A 15,938-nucleotide genomic window follows, 5' to 3' on the forward strand; every position below is an offset into this window, starting at 1 on the left:
CCGCGTCAACGTGTCCGCGGGCACGGATCGGTCAGCGCGTCTCCTGCGGCGCGCCGCCGCCCGGCAGCACCGACAGGACCGACCGGGCGGCCCGCAGGCCCGGCGCCTCGCCGCCCTGCCCCAGCCGCTCCATCGTGAGCTGCATCGCGGCCTGCTGCGCCGACCGCTGGGGCGCGTCCTCGAGCAGCGCGAGAAGGGCGGGGGCGATCCGCTCGGCGCGGCAGCGCGGGCCCAGAAACTCCGGCACCACGCGGCTGTCCGACACGAGGTTGACCAGCGTCACCGTGTCGATCCGCGCCATCCGCGAGATGACCCACATCGAGAGCGGGTTCATGTCATAGGCGATCACCATCGGCGTGCCGTTCGCCGCCAACTCGAGCGAGACGGTGCCCGAAGCGGCCAGCGCCACGTCGGCCGCCGCGAAGGCCGCCCGCTTGCGCTCGGAATCCTCGATCACCAGCGGATGAACCGGCCAGCCCGCCACCTGCTCGCGCACCAGATCCGCCACATGCGGCACCGTCGGCACCAGCACGGTGAGGCCCGGATGCCGGTGGCGCAGCCGCGCCAGCACATCGCCGAAGACCGGCGCAAGCCGCGTCACCTCGGACCGGCGCGAGCCCGGCAGCACAAGGATCACCGGCCCCGTCCCCACCCGCTCGCGCAGCGCCTGAACCTCGGCCTCGGTGGCGCGCGGCTCGGCCACGACCGGATGGCCCACGAAATCGCAGGTCATGCCGGCGGCGGTCATGTAGGGCGGCTCGAACGGCAACAGCGCCAGCACATGATCGACATGGCGCGCCATTCGCGCCGCCCGCCCCGGACGCCACGCCCAGACCGAGGGGGCGACATAATGGATCGTGCGCAGCGAGGGGTTTGCCCGCTTGACAAGAGCCGCCACGCGCAGGCCGAAGTCGGGGCTGTCGATCGTGACCAGCGCCTCGGCACCCGAGGCCAGACAGGCCTCGGCGGCCTCGTGCACCCGGCGTCGCAGGTGAAGATACTTCGGCAGGATTTCGGCCAGACCCATGACCGAAAGCTCCTCCATCGGGAAGAGGCTCACCAGGCCCTCGGCCTGCATCGCGGGCCCGCCCACCCCGGCGAACTCCGTCCCCGGCGCGAGTTCCGAGAGCCCCGCCATCAGGGCGCCGCCCAGGCGGTCGCCGGACGGCTCGCCGGCGATCAGGAAGAGCTTCATGGCTCCCTCGCCCAGAGAAAGAGGCCCGCCTCTTCGGCCGCGCGCACCGTCGCCTCGCGGTCGAGCAGGATCACGCCGCCCGCCTCCCATGCGATGCCGGCCAGGCCCGCCGCGGCCGCGCGCGCCACGGTGGCGGGTCCGAGCGTCGGCAGGTCGATCCGGCGATCCTGCCCCGGCTTCGGCGCCTTGTAGAGCACGCCCCGCGCGCCCGCGGGATCGGGCCGCCCCGCCGTGGCCGCCACCCAGTCGAGCATGGCATCGGTGCCGGGCAGCGCCTCGACCGCCAGGCAGAGGCCCTGCGCCACCACCGCGCCCTGCCCCACATCCACCCGCCCGATCGCCTCGACGATGGCCGCGGCGCGGGCCACGTCGCGCACGTCGCCCTCGCGCGGGGCCCCGCAGAGCGTGGCCGCCTCGGGCACCAGATCGGGCGCAATGTCGGAGACCCCCACCACCGCGAAGCCCTCGTCCTCGAAGATCGCGATCACCGCGCGCAGCGTGGCATCATCGCCCGCCTGCATGGCCCCGATCAGCCGGGGCACCATCTGCGCGGTCAGCGGATCGAACAGCGACGGATCGAGCCGTGGACGGCTGACCGCCCCGGCAAAGACCAGCCGCGACACCCCCGCCGTCTCGAGTTCGCGCAGGAAAGGCACGAGCCGTTCGACCCGGAAGGTGATGTCAACGGAGAGCCCCTCGGGCGCAAACCCCTCGAGCGCGGCCGCCAGCGGCACCTCGCCCGCCGCACGCAGCGCGAGGGCCAGATGGCGCGGCAGGGCCCCCGCCCCGGCGATGATCGCGGTCGAGGCCACCGTCATTGCGGCGTCAGGAACGAGCGGTCGGTGGCCGCAAGGATGAAGTCGGTCATCTCGCGCACATGCGGGCTGTCGGTCTCGTCGGCCAGACGGCGGGCCCGGTCGAGGAAGGTGCCCTCGCCCTGCGCCAGCATCTGATAGGCCGCCCGCAGCGCGGTGATCTCGGCCCGGCTGACGCCCCGGCGCTTGAGCCCCACGAGGTTCAGCCCGTCGAGTTCCCCCCGCGGTGCCTGCACGAGCCCGTGCGGCAGCACGTCGTTCGTCACCATCGTCACCGCGCCGATGATCGCGCCGCGGCCCACGCGCACCCACTGGTGCACCCCCGAAAGCCCGCCCACGATCACGTCGTCGCCGATCCAGCAGTGACCCGCGATGGCGGCCTGGTTGGCCAGGATCACCCGGTTGCCCAGCGTCGCATCATGGCCCACATGGGCGCCCGTCATCAGCAGGCAGTCGTCGCCGACCCGCGTCACGCCGCCGCCGCCCTCGGTGCCGCAGTTGAGCGTCGCGCCCTCGCGGATGCGGCAGCGCGCGCCCACGACCAGTCGCGTGCGCTCGCCCTTGAACTTCAGGTCCTGAGGAACCTCACCCACCACCGCGAAGGGAAAGATCACCGTCTCGGCCCCGACCTCGGTCCAGCCCGTCACCACGGCATGGCTCTTGACCACGACCCCGGGGCCGAGCGTCACCTCCGGCCCGATCAGGGCGAAGGGGCCGATCCGGCATCCTTCACCGATCACGGCACCCGGTTCGACGATGGCGGAGGGATGGATCTCGGCCATCTCTTATCCTTTCGGTATGTCCAGCATGGCGGCAAACTCGGCCTCGGCGGCCAGTTCCCCATCGACCGAGGCGCGCCCCTCGAACTTCCAGACCTTGCCGCCGCCGCGCTTCACCGCCACGACCATCTCGAGCACGTCGCCCGGCACCACCTTGCGGCGGAACTTCGCGCCGTCGATGCCCATGAAATAGACCTTGGCCCCCTTGTCCGCGAGGTCGAGCGACACGCCCACCAGAACGGCGGCGGTCTGGGCCATCGCCTCGATGATCTGAACGCCCGGAAAGATCGGCAGGCCGGGGAAGTGCCCGGTGAACTGCGGCTCGTTCATGGTCACGCACTTGATGCCCACGGCGCTCTGGTTCGGGACGATGTCGCGCACCCGATCCACAAGGAGAAACGGGTAACGGTGCGGGATGATCCGCTGGATCAACTGGATATCGGCGGAGAGCGTCGCTTCGGCGGCTTCGGTCATCGCATGGGTTCCTTGGCGGAGGGTGGAGCGGCCTGGCCTCCCGAACCTTGCTAGCAAGGCAGCGGCACGGCGGCAAGCCGCAGGGTCATGGTGAGGCGGGTGGCGGCAGGGGCGCCCCGTCGCCCCCCTGCGGCGGCGCGGCGCCGGAAGAAGGGGCGGCCTCGCCCTCGGCAGGCGCCGCATCTGCGGGCGTGCGGGCATCCAGCCGTTCGATCGCCTCATCGGTGATGTCGGCCGCGTCGCGCGACAGGACGACAGAGCCGCGGTCGATGAGCACCACGGCCCCCCGCTCCTGCATCAGGCGGGCGAGGATCGGCAGGGCCTGCTCGACGATGCGCTGCCGCTCTTCATCGCGCTGCCGGGTCAGACCGCGCGACTTGGCTTCCTGAGCGTCGCGGATGCCCTCGACCCTTGTGTCGAAATCGGCCGCCAGACGCCGGAACTCGTCCGGTTCGAGGCTGCTGCGCTGCGCCGTGAGCGCGCGCTCCTCGGCCTCGAGCGCGGCCTCGATCTCGCGGTTCTCGGCGATCAGGGCGCGCGAGGCGGCCTGAAATCGCTGCTCGAGCGCGCGCCCGAGCGAGGTGTCGGTGATGAGCCGGCTCTGGTCGATGACCGCGACCCCGGCCGGAACCGTGGGCACCTCGGCCTGCGCGCGCACAATCCCCGGCAGGGCCAGCGCACAGGCCAGGGCCACGACCGGAAGCCGGCGCATCAGAACCGGGTCGAGATCGTCAGGTCGAAGAACTGCTCCTTGTCGTAGTCCTGCTTCTCGATTGCCTTGGCAAAGTTGAACCGGAGCGGCCCGATGGGCGTGGTCCAGAAGACCGAGACACCGACCGACGAGCGGAGGTGGAAGTCGTCATCCACCGGATCACCACCGTTCTCGCCGCCGTTCACGTCATCCAGGCTCCAGACCGAGCCCGCATCCATGAAGACCCCGCCCATGAAGCCATATTCCTCGGGCAGGCCCAGCGGGAACTCGGCCTCGAGCCGGGCCACGGCAAAGTAGTTGCCGCCAAGCGCATCCTCGTTGCCTGCGACTTGATCGCGCGGACCGATGCCGTTCGGCTCGAACCCGCGGATCTTGCCATTGCCGAAGAAGCGGTCGGTCACGCGCGAGGGATCGTCGCCGATCATGTTCAGCACGCCGCCCTCGACCACGGCGCGGACGGTGATTTCCTCGTTCCAGACCTTGCGCTCGGCCATGGCGAGCGCGGTGGTGGAGACATATTCCACATCCCCGCCGAGACCCGCGAAATCCTGGCTGAAACGCAAGAGGTTCCGCCCGGTCGGGTTCATGCCGCCCCGGTTCGAATCCCACGAGTAGCTGTAACCCAGCGACGAGGCGATCAACGCGCCGCGATCTTCCTCGTTCTGCAGGATGATCGACGAGGCATCCGTGTCGCCGTCCTCCGCGAGACCCCGATCCACGTTCTGGATCTTGTCCTCGGACAGCGTGTAGCGCATCTCGAGGCGACCGTTCTCGCTGATCGGAAATTCGATCGAGGGCGAAATGCCGATCCTGCGCGTGTCATAGCGCGAATACTGGTTGTCGGTTTCCCGATAGTAGGTGTTGAACCGGAAGCGCAGATCGCGGCCAAGGAACGCCGGCTCGACGAAGTTGATCTGCGTGTTGATGTTGTCGGTCCCGGTCGAGATGTCGAGCCCGAGGATCTGGCCGCGGCCGAGGAAGTTCTGCTCGGAGAAGCCGATCGAGAAGCCCGCACCCGAGCTGACACCGTAGCTCACGCCGAAGGAGAGCGAGCCGGTGGGCTGCTCTTCGACATCGACATTCACCACCACCTGGTCCGGGCCCGAGCCGGGCTTGGTGTTCACATCGGCGTTGGCGAAATAGCCCAGCGCCCGGATCCGCTCGGCCGACTGGCGCACTTCACGCGGGTTGAAGGGGTCGCCTTCGACCGTGCGGAACTGGCGCCGGACCACCTGATCGAGCGTCGTGGTGTTGCCCTCGATGTCGATCCGCTCGACGAAGATGCGCTCGCCGCGCACGAGGGCAAAGTTCACGTCCAGCGTCTGGTTGCGCTCGTTCCGGGTGATGCGCGGCTCCACCCGGATGAAGTTCAACCCCTTCTGCAGCGCAAGCGACTCGAGCCGGGCGATGTTGTTCTCGACGACCGAGGGCGAGTAGGTCACGCCGCGGCGGATGCGCAGCGCGCTGCTGAAATCGGCCGCATCCACGCCCTCGACCTCGGACGAGGCGGTGACCTGCCCGAAGCTGTAGCTCTGCCCCTCCTGCACGGTGAAGGTGAGGAAGAAGGCGTCACGCTCGCGCGTCACCTCGGCCGTGGCGTCGAGCACCTCGAAGTCGATGAAGCCGCGCGAAAGGTAGAAGTCGCGCAGGAGTTGCTTGTCCAGTTCGATCCGCTCGGCGATGAACGTGTCGGAGGCGATGACACTGCGCAGCAGGCCCGCCTGCTTGGTGCCCAGCACCTGACGCAGGCGACGGTCGGAATAGGCGCGGTTGCCGACGAAGGACAGACGCTCGATCTCGACCACGCGGCCCTCGGCGATGTCGAAGACCAGATCGACGCGGTTGCCCGAGCGGCGGATGATCTTGGGCGTGACGGTCGCGGCGATGCGGCCCTGCACGCGGTAGGCCTCGGTGATGGCGGCGGCGTCCGCCTCGGCCTGCGAGGGGTTGTAGGCCCGCCGCGACTGCGACTTGATCAGCGAGGCGAGGTTCTCGTCCTTGATCCGCGCATTGCCTTCGAAGTTGATGACGTTGATCGTCGGATATTCCTGCACCCGGATCACCAGGGTGTTGCCCTGGGGCACGATTTCGACCGTCTCGAAGAGACCGGAGTCGGCGAGCCGCTGGTAGGCCTCGTTCAGCTGGCCGCCCGAGACCGCCTGCCCGCGGTTGATCCGCGCGAAGCCCAGAACGGTCGTGGCATCGACCCGCTGGTTGCCCTCGATCCGCACGTCGCTGAAGGAATAGTTCTGCGCCAGCGCAGGCAGGGTCAGCCCTGCCGCGACGCCTGCCACCCCGAGGAACACCGACACGGCGGCCGGCCTGATCAACCCACGGTCCTGCCCTGCCCGTCCGCTCGTCGTACGGTTCCTCGCCATTCGCCTGCCCTCGGTCATTTTCTTTCCGTCCTGACTACTGGACATGGCAGGTTTTGTCAAAAGCGCAGGCGCCCTGCAAGCGATCCGGCGGTCATGTGATGCCGCATCACCTCACCACGGCTGCGGAGCCGGCGACAGCAGCGCGGCCGCCGCCAGCGCAAGGGCGACCGAGCCGAGGGACAGCAGGAGATCCCGGTTCAGGTTGACGAGGAGGAGAAGGCCACGGGTGCCGTCGATCACGCTTTTCATCTGCCGCTCCGCAAGCAATGCGCCTGCCGCGGACCTGCCAGAGGATTGTGGCCGCATTGCGGCCCCGAGCGCCGCGCATGGGCGCCCGCGGCAATCCGCGCCGGGCGCAGCCGGATAGGCAAGAGGCCGCCTTCCCTCGAAGGCGGCCCGGCTCGTCGCGTGAGGGGTGTCAGCAGAACAGGTCGTTCGTCACCGCGAAGACCATGAGCGAGAGCAGCATCGCAAGCCCCGCCGTCATCAGGATGCGCAGCGCCCGGTCGCTGGGCGGCTTGCCCGCCACGGCCTCGTAGGCGTGGAACACCAGATGCCCCCCGTCGAGGATCGGCACCGGAAAGAGGTTCATGAGCCCCACGGCCGTCGAAAGCATGGCGATGAACCAGATGAAGTTGCTCGGCCCCTGCGAGGCCGCCGCGCCCGAGATCTCGGCGATCCCGATCGGGCCCTGCAGGTTGCAGGACGAGATCGCCCCCGTGACCATGTGCCAGAGGCCCGACAGGCTGGTGGTGATGATCGTGTAGGTCTGCTGCAGTCCGAGACCCATCGCCTCGATCGGGCCGGGCGTGCGGGTCTCGGGCTCGAAGAGCAGCCCGCCCGAAAGGCCGATCAGCCAGCGGGTCTCGAACCCTCCGCTCGCCAGCGGAATGTCCATGCGCCGCGGGCTGAGGGTGGCCTCGAACGTCTCGCCTGCCCGCCAGACGGTCAGCGTCACCGGCGCCCCGTTCGAGGCGCCGACGGCCTCGCGCAACTCGCGGAACGAGGCAATTTCGGTGCCGCTCACCGAGAGGATGACATCCCCCGCCTCGATGCCCGCGTCATGGGCCCCCGAGGGCGCCTGAACGGAGTCGACCACCGGCGGAAACGGATAGGCCGTCGTCACGGCCAGCTCGGAGCCCGCACGCTCGATCCGGTAGTCGGCCGTCGGTGCGGGCGGCAGCTCGTTCGCAACCCGGACGAAATCGGCCAGCGTCGCCGTCTCCTGCCCGTTGACCGAGAGGATCCGGTCGCCCGGCTCAAGCTCTTGCCCCGCCCAGGGAAGCTCCTTCACCTGTCCGACCACGGGCAGCTCGGTCGCCACGCCCTTGACCATGAAGAAGCCGCAGAAGACGAGGATCGAGAGCGCGAAGTTGAACAGCGGGCCTGCGGCGACCGTGGCCGACCGCGCCCAGAGCGGCGCGCCGTGCATGGTCCGCCCCCGCTCCTGTTCGTTCAGCTGGTGGACCGTCAGGCTCGCCCGGCTCGAGGCGGCGTCGGCATCGCCCAGGAAGCGGACATAGCCCCCGAACGGCAGCGCCGCGAGCTGCCAGCGCGTCCCGCGCCGGTCCACGCGCGAGGCGATGACGGGCCCCATGCCCAGCGAGAAGACCTCGGCATGGATCCCCGACCAGCGGCCGACGATGTAGTGCCCGTATTCATGGACGGCCACGACGATGGAAAGAGCGACGATGAAGGCAATGATCGTCCAGACTGCCCCGCCGAACTGGGGAACGAGACCGACAATGTCCAAGAGCTGCTACCTTTTCTGCTGGCGGACGCTGGCGGCTTCTTCTGCCGCCTTCCGAGCGAGATGGTCCATTGCCAGCACTTCCTCAAGGGTCGAGGGCACTTTTCCGAAGAGCGGATCGGCAGAAACCGCCGAAAGCGCCTCTTCGACGACCGCCGCCATGTCGAGGAAGCCGATGTTGCCCGCGATGAAATGATCGAGGGCGATCTCCTTGGCCGCGTTGAAGGCCGCACCCGAAAGCCCGCGCGCCGCCATCACCTCGCGCGCGAGGCGCAGCGCGGGAAAGCGTTCCTCGTCAGGCTTCTGGAAGGTGAGGTTCGCAATCTGTGCGAGGTCGAGACGCGCCACCGGCACCTCGCCGCGGCCCGGCCAGTTCAGCGCAAAGCCGATGGCGTGGCGCATGTCGGCCGGCCCCAGATGCGCCATGATCCCGCCATCGCAGAAGCCCACGAGCGCGTGGACGATCGATTGCGGATGGACGACGGCCTCGATCCGGTCCGGCTCGAAGCCGAAGAACTCGCGCGTCTCGATCAGCTCGAGCGCCTTGTTGAACATCGAGGCGCTGTCGATCGAGATCCGCTGGCCCATCGACCAGTTCGGATGCGCCATCGCCTGCGCCACGGTGCAGCCCCGGATCTGCTCGAGGCTCCAGTCGCGGAACGGCCCGCCCGAGGCGGTGATGATCACCCGCTCGACGCAGGTCGTGTCCTCCCCCGCGAGCGCCTGGAAGACCGCGGAATGCTCGCTGTCCACCGGCAGGATGGTGGCGCCGTTCGCCTCGGCGGTGCGCATCAGCAGCTGGCCCGCGGTGACAAGGCTTTCCTTGTTGGCCAGCGCCAGCGTCCGGCCGTGCTTCAGCGCCCGCATCCCCGGCACGAGGCCCGCGGCCCCCACGATCGCCGACATCGTCCAGTCAGCCGGCCGGTCGGCCGCCTCGGCAATCGCCTGCGTTCCGCCCGCGACCTCGGTCCCCGATCCCGCCAGCGCCTCGCGCAGCGCGGGCAGGCACTCTTCATGCGCGGTGACGGCCAGCTCCGCCTTCAGCGCGCGCGCCATCTCGGCCAGCCGCGCCACGTTGCGGCCCCCGGTCAGGGCCACGGTTCGGAAAGCCTCCGGGCCCCCTTTCCGCATGACGAGATCGAAGGTGGATTCGCCGATGGAGCCGGTGGCCCCGAAGATCGACAGGCTGCGCATGATGCCGTTCAGTTCCCCAATTCCGGCAGCGGAAGGTCACCGAGCATTCCCAGAACGAGAACGGCGAGCACCGCCCCGGTCAGCGCGTCGAACCGGTCCAGCACGCCGCCGTGGCCCGGGATCAGCGACGAGCTGTCCTTGACCCCGGAACGCCGCTTGATCCAGCTCTCGACAATGTCCCCGAGTTGTCCTGCCAGCGCGATGACGGGCGACAGGATGATGAGGCCCCAGCCTGCACCCGCGGCAATGGAGAATCCAAGACCCACAATTGCCGCACCCGCCCAGCCCGCGACCGTGCCGGACCATGTCTTGTTGGGGCTGACCGCGGGCCAGAACTTGGGCCCGCCAAAGCTGCGGCCGGCGAAATAGCCCAGCACGTCCGAGGTCACCACCACGAGGATGAGCCACAGGATCGCCACCGACCCGCCCTCTTCGCGCAGCATCACGAGACCCGCCCCCGCGGCCATCAGCGCGATGCCGTAGATGAAGAAGATCCGCCGGTCGCGCCGCGCGCCGATCAGCCCCGCGGCCGGCGCGAGCGCAAGGCCCGCCAGCGCGACCATCATGTCTTCCTGGAAGACCAGGGCCAGCACCCCCATCAGCACGGCCGAGGCGGCCAGCCCCACGACGATGTTGGCCACCAGCCGCGCCGGCGCCGTCATCCGCGCCAGCTCCCACAGCATCAGCCCGGTCAGGGCAATGACCAGCAGCGCGAACGGAACGCCGCCGAGCCACACCTCGATGGCGCCCACCGACAGCATGATCACCGCCGAGATCATCCGACGGCGCAGGTCGCCCCAGCGGCCCTTCGGCTTTTCCGGCCGGCTCATGCGCGCAGCACTCCGCCAAAGCGACGCTCGCGCACGCCATAGCGCTCGATGATGGCGGCAAGCTCGGTCGCGGTGAAATCCGGCCAGAGGGTGGGCGAGAAGTCGTATTCCGCATAGGCCGATTGCCACGGCAGGAAGTTCGAGGTCCGGGTCTCGCCCGAGGTGCGGATCACGAGGTCCGGGTCGGGCATTCCCGCCGTGTCGAGCCGCGCGGCCAGCGCCGCCTCGTCCGCCTCCTCGGGGCGAAGCCGCCCCTCGGCCACATCTTCGCACATGCGGCGGGCGGCGCGGGCCAGCTCGTCCCGGCCGCCGTAGTTGATCGCCACCGTCAGGTGAAGCCGCTGGTTGAACTGCGTGCGCGCCTCGATGTTCGCCATCAGCCGCTGCAGCTTGGCATCCAGCCGGGTCCGGTCGCCGATGAAGCGCATCCGCACGCCCTCCTGCGCCAGCCGGTCGGCCTCGCGCTCGATGTAGCGCGCGAAGATCGACATGAGGCCCAGCACCTCTTCCGTCGAACGCTTCCAGTTCTCGGTCGAGAAGGCGTAGATGGTCAGCCAGCGGATGCCGAGGCCGGGCGAGGCCTTCACGATCTCGCGGACCCTCTCGGCGCCCCGACGGTGACCGACGAGGCGCGGCCAGCCCCGGTTCACCGCCCAGCGTCCGTTGCCGTCCATGATGATGGCGACGTGATCTGCACGTCTGCGGGGAGGATCCGCCTCTCGCGGCTCGGTCACGGCCAAGGCATTCCCCTTTTCTACGGGCTGGTCAATCGGGCTGGGGCGGGTGAAGGGCCTCATGAAAGGTGCTCAGACCTGCATGATTTCCTTCTGCTTCTCCTCGAGAGCCTTGTCCACCGCGGCAATGGCCTTGTCGGTCAGGGCCTGCACCTCGTCCGACCACATCTTCTGGTCGTCCTCGGCCATGCCGGCGGACTTGGCCTTCTTGATCTGGTCCATGCCGTCGCGGCGCACGTTGCGGATGGCGACACGGGCCTGCTCGGCGTAATGGGCCGCGACCTTGGTCAGCTCCTTGCGGCGCTCCTCGTTCAGTTCGGGGATCGGCAGGCGGATGATCGGACCATCGACCACCGGGTTGATGCCGATGCCGCTGTCGCGGATCGCGCGCTCGACCTTGGAGATCATGCCCTTGTCCCACACGTTGATCACCACCATCCGCGGCTCGGGCACGTTGATCGTGCCCAGCTGGTTCAGCGGCGTCTGCTGGCCGTAGGCATCGACATGGATCGGCTCGAGGATGGAGGCCGAGGCGCGCCCGGTACGCAGCGAGCCGAACTCGGTGCGCAGCGCATGCATCGCGCCATCCATCCGGCGCTGGATCGCGTCGAGGTCGATCTCGAGATCATCTTGCGACATGTTCTGGTTCCTTCACGTTCCGCGCGGGCGGTTCTGCCGCTCTATAGCAGCACCGCTTCGCCATTGGTATAGGCTCGGGGAGGGCCTCAGCCCTGGACGCGGGTATAGGTGCCCTCGCCGCGCAGGATCCCGCAGAAGCCGCCGGGCTCGTCGAGCGAGAAGACGATGATCGGCAGATCGTTGTCGCGGGCGAGCGCGATGGCCGAGGCATCCATCACGCCAAGGTGCTTCTGCAGGCATTCGTCGTAGGAAACCGTCTCGTAGCGCCGGGCATCGGCGAACTTGCGCGGGTCCTTGTCATAGACGCCGTCCACCTTGGTGCCCTTGAAGATCGCCTGGCAGGCCATCTCGTTCGCGCGCAGGGTGGCCGCGGTGTCGGTGGTGAAGTAGGGGTTGCCCGTCCCTGCGGCGAAGATACACACCCGCTTCTTTTCCAGGTGGCGCACCGCACGGCGGCGGATGTAGGGCTCGCACACCTGATCCATCGGGATCGCGCTGATCACGCGGGTGAAGATGCCGAGCGATTCCAGCGCCGCCTGCATGGCGAGCGCGTTCATCACCGTGGCCAGCATCCCCATGTAGTCGGCGGTCGTCCGCTCCATCCCCTGCGCCGAACCCTGCAGCCCGCGGAAGATGTTGCCGCCGCCGATCACCATGCAGATCTCGACGCCAAGCCGATGCACCGCCTGCACCTCGCGCGCGATGCGCTGCACGGTGGGCGGATGCAGCCCGTATCCCTGGTCGCCCATCAGCGCCTCGCCCGAGATCTTGAGCATCACGCGTTTGTAGGTCACGGCTGTGCTCGCCGGCGCGGCTTCGCTGGTCATGGGATCTTCCCGTCCGTCTTGTTGATTGGAATTGACTGCGGCGCAAAATGTCGGAAAACGACACCGGGTTCAACCGGGATCGCCAGCCACCGGATTGTCCGACCGCTTTCCTCCCGCGTCACCCTTCCTTGCCAAGGCCCGCAGCGCCATGTTGCCGCCCCTCCCGATCCCCCCAGACCGTCCCGTCCTGATCGCGGGCCCGACCGCATCGGGCAAGTCGGCGCTGGCGGCCGGGATCGTCGGCCGCGACGGCGGCGTGGTGGTCAATGCCGACGCGCTCCAGGTCTATGACTGCTGGCGCATCCTGTCGGCGCGACCGTCGGCCGCCGAAGAGGCCGCCCTTCCGCACCGCCTTTATGGCCACGTCCCGCGGCAGGGGATCTACTCGGCCGGCCACTGGCTGAAGGAGGTCGAGGCGGTGCTCGGGGAAGGTCTGCGCCCGGTGATCGTGGGGGGGACGGGTCTCTATTTCTCGGCCCTGACGAACGGCTTGGCCTCTATTCCTCACACGCCACCCGAAATGCGCCACGAGGCGGATGCCTTTCTGGCGCGGGCGGGCCTTGCCGCGATGGTGGCCGATCTCGATCCGGCCACGGCCTCGCGGATCGACCTGCGCAATCCCGCCCGCGTCCAGCGCGCGTGGGAGGTCCTGCGCGCCACCGGCCGAGGTCTGGCCGACTGGCAGGCCGCGACAGGGGCGCCGCTCCTGCCGCTGGCCAGCGCGGTCGCGCTCGTGCTCCGGCCCGACCGGGACTGGCTGGCCGAGCGCATCGACCGCCGGTTCGACCTGATGATCGGGGCCGGCGCGCTGGAGGAGGCGCGCGCCGCGCTGGCGGACTGGAACCCGGCGCTGCCTTCTTCGCGCGCCATCGGCGGACCCGAGCTTGTGGCCCACCTGAAGGGTGAGTTGACGCTCGACGAGGCCATCGCGGCCGCAAAGCTGGCCAGTCGGCAATATGCCAAGCGCCAGCGGACCTGGTTCCGCAACCGGATGCGCGACTGGCGCGAGATCCGCCTGCCGTGATCCGACGTTAATCTTTTCGCTTGGGACTTGCGTCCGGCGCTGCTTATCTGTCGGAAAGCGGTTCGGAGGGTTGCCATGTCCGACAGTGCCTCGCTTGCGGCCGTGCGGCTTGTCGCGATCCCCCGCCTTGCCGCTGCCGGGCGCTGGCGCGTCGAGGCGATGCGCTCGCTCTGCGAGCCGATGCTGCTGTGGTTCACCGCAGGACAGGGGCGCATCACGGTGGCGGGTGCGACGCGGGGCTACAGCGCCCGGACCGCGATCTTCATCCCCGCAGGCACGATGCACGGCTTCGAGGTCGGGCCGCAGAGCCTTGGAACCGCGGTCTTTTTCACCCGCGGCGGCTCTGTCCTTCTGCCCCTTCAGCCCCAGCATCTGCCTGTCCGTGACCCCGCGGCGCAGCAGGAGCTGGGCCGGATGCTCGACACGATCGCCCGCGAGATCGAGACCCGGCCCCTCGCATGGGAGCGAGCCCTTGTGCACCAGGCCGGCCTGCTCGGCGTCTGGCTCGAGCGGCAGGTCGCGCAACGGGGGGCCGAGCCGCAGGATGCGAGCCGCCGGCTCGTCGCCCGCTACACGATGCTGCTCGAGCGCGAGTTCCGCCGCGGCCTGGGCGTGGGCCATTTCGCGGGCGAGCTGGGCGTGACGCCCACCCATCTCAGCCGGTGCTGCCGCCAGACCTGCGGCCGCCCGGCCTCGGCGCTGCTGCATGACCGCGTGCTGTTCGAGGCCCGCCGGATGCTGGCCGAGACGGACCTGCCGGTGCATCGGATCGCCGAAAGCCTCGGCTTCACCTCGCCTGCCTACTTCACCCGCGCCTTCGGCCATCTCACCGGACAGTCGCCCTCGGCCTTCCGCCGCGCCTCCTGAAGACGGAACGGAGACGGCCGCAGGGCGTTGACGCACGCGGAAAATCCGGGCCGAATGGGCAGCACCGCACGAGCAGGGAGACCGACATGACCAGCGAGAGACTCCATCCCGCGGCCCTGATGCATCAGGTCGAAGTTGCGGCGGGCCGGATGAGCCGACGCGAGTTCCTGAGCCGGGCCACCGCGCTCGGCGTTTCGGCGGGCGCGGCCTACGGCCTGCTGGGGCTGCCGTCCCCCGCCCGCGCGCAGGAGGCGCCGCGGCCCGGCGGCACCCTGCGCATGGAGATGGAGACCCGGGCGCTCAAGGATCCGCGGACGGCCGACTGGTCGCAGATCGCGAATTTCACCCGCGGCTGGCTGGAATATCTGGTGGAATATCAGTCCGACGGAACCTTCCGCCCGATGCTCCTCGAAAGCTGGGAGGCCAACGATAACGCCACGGAATACCGGCTCAACATCCGCCCCGGCGTCCGCTGGAGCAACGGCGACCCGTTTACCGCCGAGGATGTCCGCCACAATTTCGAGCGGTGGTGCGACGCCTCGGTCGAGGGCAACGCGATGGCCGCGCAGATGGGGGCCCTGCAGGCCGACGGCAAGCTGCGGCCGGACGCGATCGAGGTGGTGGACGAGACGACACTGCGGCTCCATCTGTCGCGGCCCGACATCGCCTTGATCGCGAACCTTGCGGATTATCCGGCCGCGGTCGTTCACGCATCCTATGAGGGCGGTGATCCGGCCGCGACGCCTATCGGCACCGGGCCCTACCGCCCCGAAGCGGTCGAGGTGGGCATCCGCATGGTGCTGGTCCGCAACGACGCGCATCCCTGGTGGGGCAGCGACGTCCATGGCGGCCCCTGGCTCGACCGGATCGAATATCTCGATTTCGGCAGCGATCCCTCGGCCTCAGTGGCCGCGGCGGGATCGGGCGAGATCGACGCGACCTATCAGACGGTGGGCGAGTTCATCGAGGTGCTGGACGGCCTTGGCTGGGACAAGTCCGAAGCGCGCACCGCGACCACCCTTGCGATCCGGTTCAACCAGCAGTCCGAGGAGTATCGCGACGTCCGCGTGCGCCGGGCGCTGCAGATGGCGGTGGACAATGCCGTGGTGCTGGAGCTGGGCTATTCCGGGCACGGGCATGTGGCCGAGAACCACCACGTCAGCCCGATCCATCCCGAATATGCCGAGCTGCCGCCGCTGACCGTCGATCGCGCGCAGGCCCGGGCCCTGCTGGAAGAGGCCGGGATGGAGGGCCACGAGTTCGAGCTGGTCTCGCTCGACGACGCCTGGCAGGCGGCCTCGTGCGATGCCGTGGCGGCGCAGCTGCGGGACGCGGGCGTGTCGATCCGGCGGACGGTCCTGCCCGGCGCGACCTACTGGAACGACTGGCTGAAGTTCCCCTTCTCGGCGACCGAGTGGAACATGCGCCCGCTGGGGGTGCAGGTTCTGGCGCTCGCCTATCGCTCTGGGGTGCCATGGAACGAATCCGGCTTTGCCAACAAGGAGTTCGACGCAAAACTTGATGAAGCCATGTCGATCGTCGATCCCGACGGGCGCCGCACGCTCATGGCCGATCTCGAGCGGATCCTGCAGGAGGAGGGCGTGCTGATCCAGCCCTACTGGCGCTCGATCTTCCGCCATGTCGATCCGAAGGTGAAGGGTGCCGAGGCCCATCCGACCTTCGAGCATCACCATTACAAGTGGTGGATCGACGCCTGAGC

General features: G+C 69.1%; 16 protein-coding genes. 3 read left to right on the top strand and 13 right to left on the bottom strand.

Annotated elements, in window-relative coordinates:
• Positions 1-31: 31 nt before the first annotated feature.
• The 13 genes from lpxB to pyrH form a co-directional block, all read right to left on the bottom strand.
• Positions 32-1,195, bottom strand: a complete 1,164-nt coding sequence (gene lpxB / locus FG154_RS01415; protein ID WP_145103668.1) for a lipid-A-disaccharide synthase — start codon at positions 1,193-1,195, stop codon at positions 32-34.
• A complete protein-coding gene (locus FG154_RS01420; protein ID WP_145103670.1) occupies positions 1,192-2,013 on the bottom strand; it encodes an LpxI family protein in 822 nt (273 codons plus the stop codon). Before FG154_RS01420 ends, lpxB begins: the two co-directional genes overlap by 4 nt.
• Positions 2,010-2,792 carry an acyl-ACP--UDP-N-acetylglucosamine O-acyltransferase gene (gene lpxA / locus FG154_RS01425; protein ID WP_145103672.1) on the bottom strand — a complete coding sequence of 261 codons (783 nt, stop codon included), beginning with the start codon at positions 2,790-2,792 and terminating at the stop codon, positions 2,010-2,012. The genes FG154_RS01420 and lpxA overlap by 4 nt, the downstream gene beginning before the upstream one ends.
• A gap of 3 nt (positions 2,793-2,795) precedes the next feature.
• A complete protein-coding gene (gene fabZ / locus FG154_RS01430; RefSeq protein WP_145103674.1) occupies positions 2,796-3,263 on the bottom strand; it encodes a 3-hydroxyacyl-ACP dehydratase FabZ in 468 nt (155 codons plus the stop codon).
• Positions 3,264-3,348: 85 nt separating this feature from the next.
• Positions 3,349-3,975, bottom strand: a complete 627-nt coding sequence (locus tag FG154_RS01435) for an OmpH/Skp family outer membrane protein (protein WP_145103676.1) — start codon at positions 3,973-3,975, stop codon at positions 3,349-3,351.
• Positions 3,975-6,371 (bottom strand): outer membrane protein assembly factor BamA, encoded by a 2,397-nt coding sequence (gene bamA / locus FG154_RS01440; protein WP_145103678.1) that lies wholly within the window; start codon positions 6,369-6,371, stop codon positions 3,975-3,977. The genes FG154_RS01435 and bamA overlap by 1 nt, the downstream gene beginning before the upstream one ends.
• A gap of 93 nt (positions 6,372-6,464) precedes the next feature.
• On the bottom strand, positions 6,465-6,602 hold the full coding sequence (locus FG154_RS01445; RefSeq protein ID WP_101340784.1) for a hypothetical protein: 138 nt from the start codon (positions 6,600-6,602) through the stop codon (positions 6,465-6,467).
• 169 nt (positions 6,603-6,771) lie between these two features.
• Positions 6,772-8,106, bottom strand: a complete 1,335-nt coding sequence (gene rseP / locus FG154_RS01450; protein ID WP_145103681.1) for an RIP metalloprotease RseP — start codon at positions 8,104-8,106, stop codon at positions 6,772-6,774.
• Positions 8,107-8,112: 6 nt separating this feature from the next.
• Positions 8,113-9,297 carry a 1-deoxy-D-xylulose-5-phosphate reductoisomerase gene (dxr, locus tag FG154_RS01455; RefSeq protein ID WP_145103683.1) on the bottom strand — a complete coding sequence of 395 codons (1,185 nt, stop codon included), beginning with the start codon at positions 9,295-9,297 and terminating at the stop codon, positions 8,113-8,115.
• 8 nt (positions 9,298-9,305) lie between these two features.
• Entirely contained in the window at positions 9,306-10,127 is an 822-nt protein-coding gene (locus FG154_RS01460) for a phosphatidate cytidylyltransferase (RefSeq protein ID WP_145103684.1), read from the bottom strand.
• A complete protein-coding gene (gene uppS / locus FG154_RS01465) occupies positions 10,124-10,867 on the bottom strand; it encodes a polyprenyl diphosphate synthase (protein ID WP_145103687.1) in 744 nt (247 codons plus the stop codon). Before uppS ends, FG154_RS01460 begins: the two co-directional genes overlap by 4 nt.
• Positions 10,868-10,933: 66 nt before the next feature.
• A complete protein-coding gene (gene frr / locus FG154_RS01470) occupies positions 10,934-11,500 on the bottom strand; it encodes a ribosome recycling factor (protein ID WP_101340781.1) in 567 nt (188 codons plus the stop codon).
• An 86-nt stretch (positions 11,501-11,586) separates the two neighbouring features.
• Positions 11,587-12,327, bottom strand: coding sequence for a UMP kinase (gene pyrH / locus FG154_RS01475; RefSeq protein ID WP_011909114.1), 741 nt, complete (start codon positions 12,325-12,327; stop codon positions 11,587-11,589).
• A 148-nt stretch (positions 12,328-12,475) separates the two neighbouring features.
• Here pyrH and miaA point away from each other — a divergent pair, with 148 nt between their 5' ends.
• From miaA to FG154_RS01490, 3 genes are all read left to right on the top strand, one after another.
• Complete coding sequence (gene miaA / locus FG154_RS01480) at positions 12,476-13,351, top strand: tRNA (adenosine(37)-N6)-dimethylallyltransferase MiaA (protein WP_145103688.1); 876 nt, start codon at positions 12,476-12,478, stop codon at positions 13,349-13,351.
• Between the two features lie 75 nt (positions 13,352-13,426).
• Positions 13,427-14,218: an AraC family transcriptional regulator gene (locus FG154_RS01485; protein WP_145103690.1), complete on the top strand. Its 792-nt coding sequence runs from the start codon at positions 13,427-13,429 to the stop codon at positions 14,216-14,218.
• An 86-nt stretch (positions 14,219-14,304) separates the two neighbouring features.
• The gene (locus FG154_RS01490; RefSeq protein ID WP_145103692.1) at positions 14,305-15,936 is read left to right on the top strand and encodes an ABC transporter substrate-binding protein; all 1,632 of its coding nucleotides are present in this window, start codon (positions 14,305-14,307) and stop codon (positions 15,934-15,936) included.
• Positions 15,937-15,938 lie beyond the last annotated feature (2 nt).

The sequence above is a fragment of the Cereibacter sediminicola genome (assembly GCF_007668225.1).
Taxonomy (GTDB): Bacteria; Pseudomonadota; Alphaproteobacteria; order Rhodobacterales; family Rhodobacteraceae; genus Cereibacter_A; species Cereibacter_A azotoformans.

Bases quoted from the DNA above. Each gene is read 5' to 3' on its own strand.
- dxr (WP_145103683.1), bottom strand. From the start codon at position 9,297: ATGCGCAGCCTGTCGATCTTCGGGGCCACCGGCTCCATCGGCGAATCC.
- frr (WP_101340781.1), bottom strand. From the start codon at position 11,500: ATGTCGCAAGATGATCTCGAGATCGACCTCGACGCGATCCAGCGCCGG.
- FG154_RS01435 (WP_145103676.1), bottom strand. From the start codon at position 3,975: ATGCGCCGGCTTCCGGTCGTGGCCCTGGCCTGTGCGCTGGCCCTGCCG.
- lpxA (WP_145103672.1), bottom strand. From the start codon at position 2,792: ATGGCCGAGATCCATCCCTCCGCCATCGTCGAACCGGGTGCCGTGATC.
- FG154_RS01420 (WP_145103670.1), bottom strand. From the start codon at position 2,013: ATGACGGTGGCCTCGACCGCGATCATCGCCGGGGCGGGGGCCCTGCCG.
- FG154_RS01460 (WP_145103684.1), bottom strand. From the start codon at position 10,127: ATGAGCCGGCCGGAAAAGCCGAAGGGCCGCTGGGGCGACCTGCGCCGT.
- bamA (WP_145103678.1), bottom strand. From the start codon at position 6,371: ATGACCGAGGGCAGGCGAATGGCGAGGAACCGTACGACGAGCGGACGG.
- FG154_RS01485 (WP_145103690.1), top strand. From the start codon at position 13,427: ATGTCCGACAGTGCCTCGCTTGCGGCCGTGCGGCTTGTCGCGATCCCC.
- miaA (WP_145103688.1), top strand. From the start codon at position 12,476: ATGTTGCCGCCCCTCCCGATCCCCCCAGACCGTCCCGTCCTGATCGCG.
- lpxB (WP_145103668.1), bottom strand. From the start codon at position 1,195: ATGAAGCTCTTCCTGATCGCCGGCGAGCCGTCCGGCGACCGCCTGGGC.
- pyrH (WP_011909114.1), bottom strand. From the start codon at position 12,327: ATGACCAGCGAAGCCGCGCCGGCGAGCACAGCCGTGACCTACAAACGC.
- FG154_RS01445 (WP_101340784.1), bottom strand. From the start codon at position 6,602: ATGAAAAGCGTGATCGACGGCACCCGTGGCCTTCTCCTCCTCGTCAAC.
- FG154_RS01490 (WP_145103692.1), top strand. From the start codon at position 14,305: ATGACCAGCGAGAGACTCCATCCCGCGGCCCTGATGCATCAGGTCGAA.
- fabZ (WP_145103674.1), bottom strand. From the start codon at position 3,263: ATGACCGAAGCCGCCGAAGCGACGCTCTCCGCCGATATCCAGTTGATC.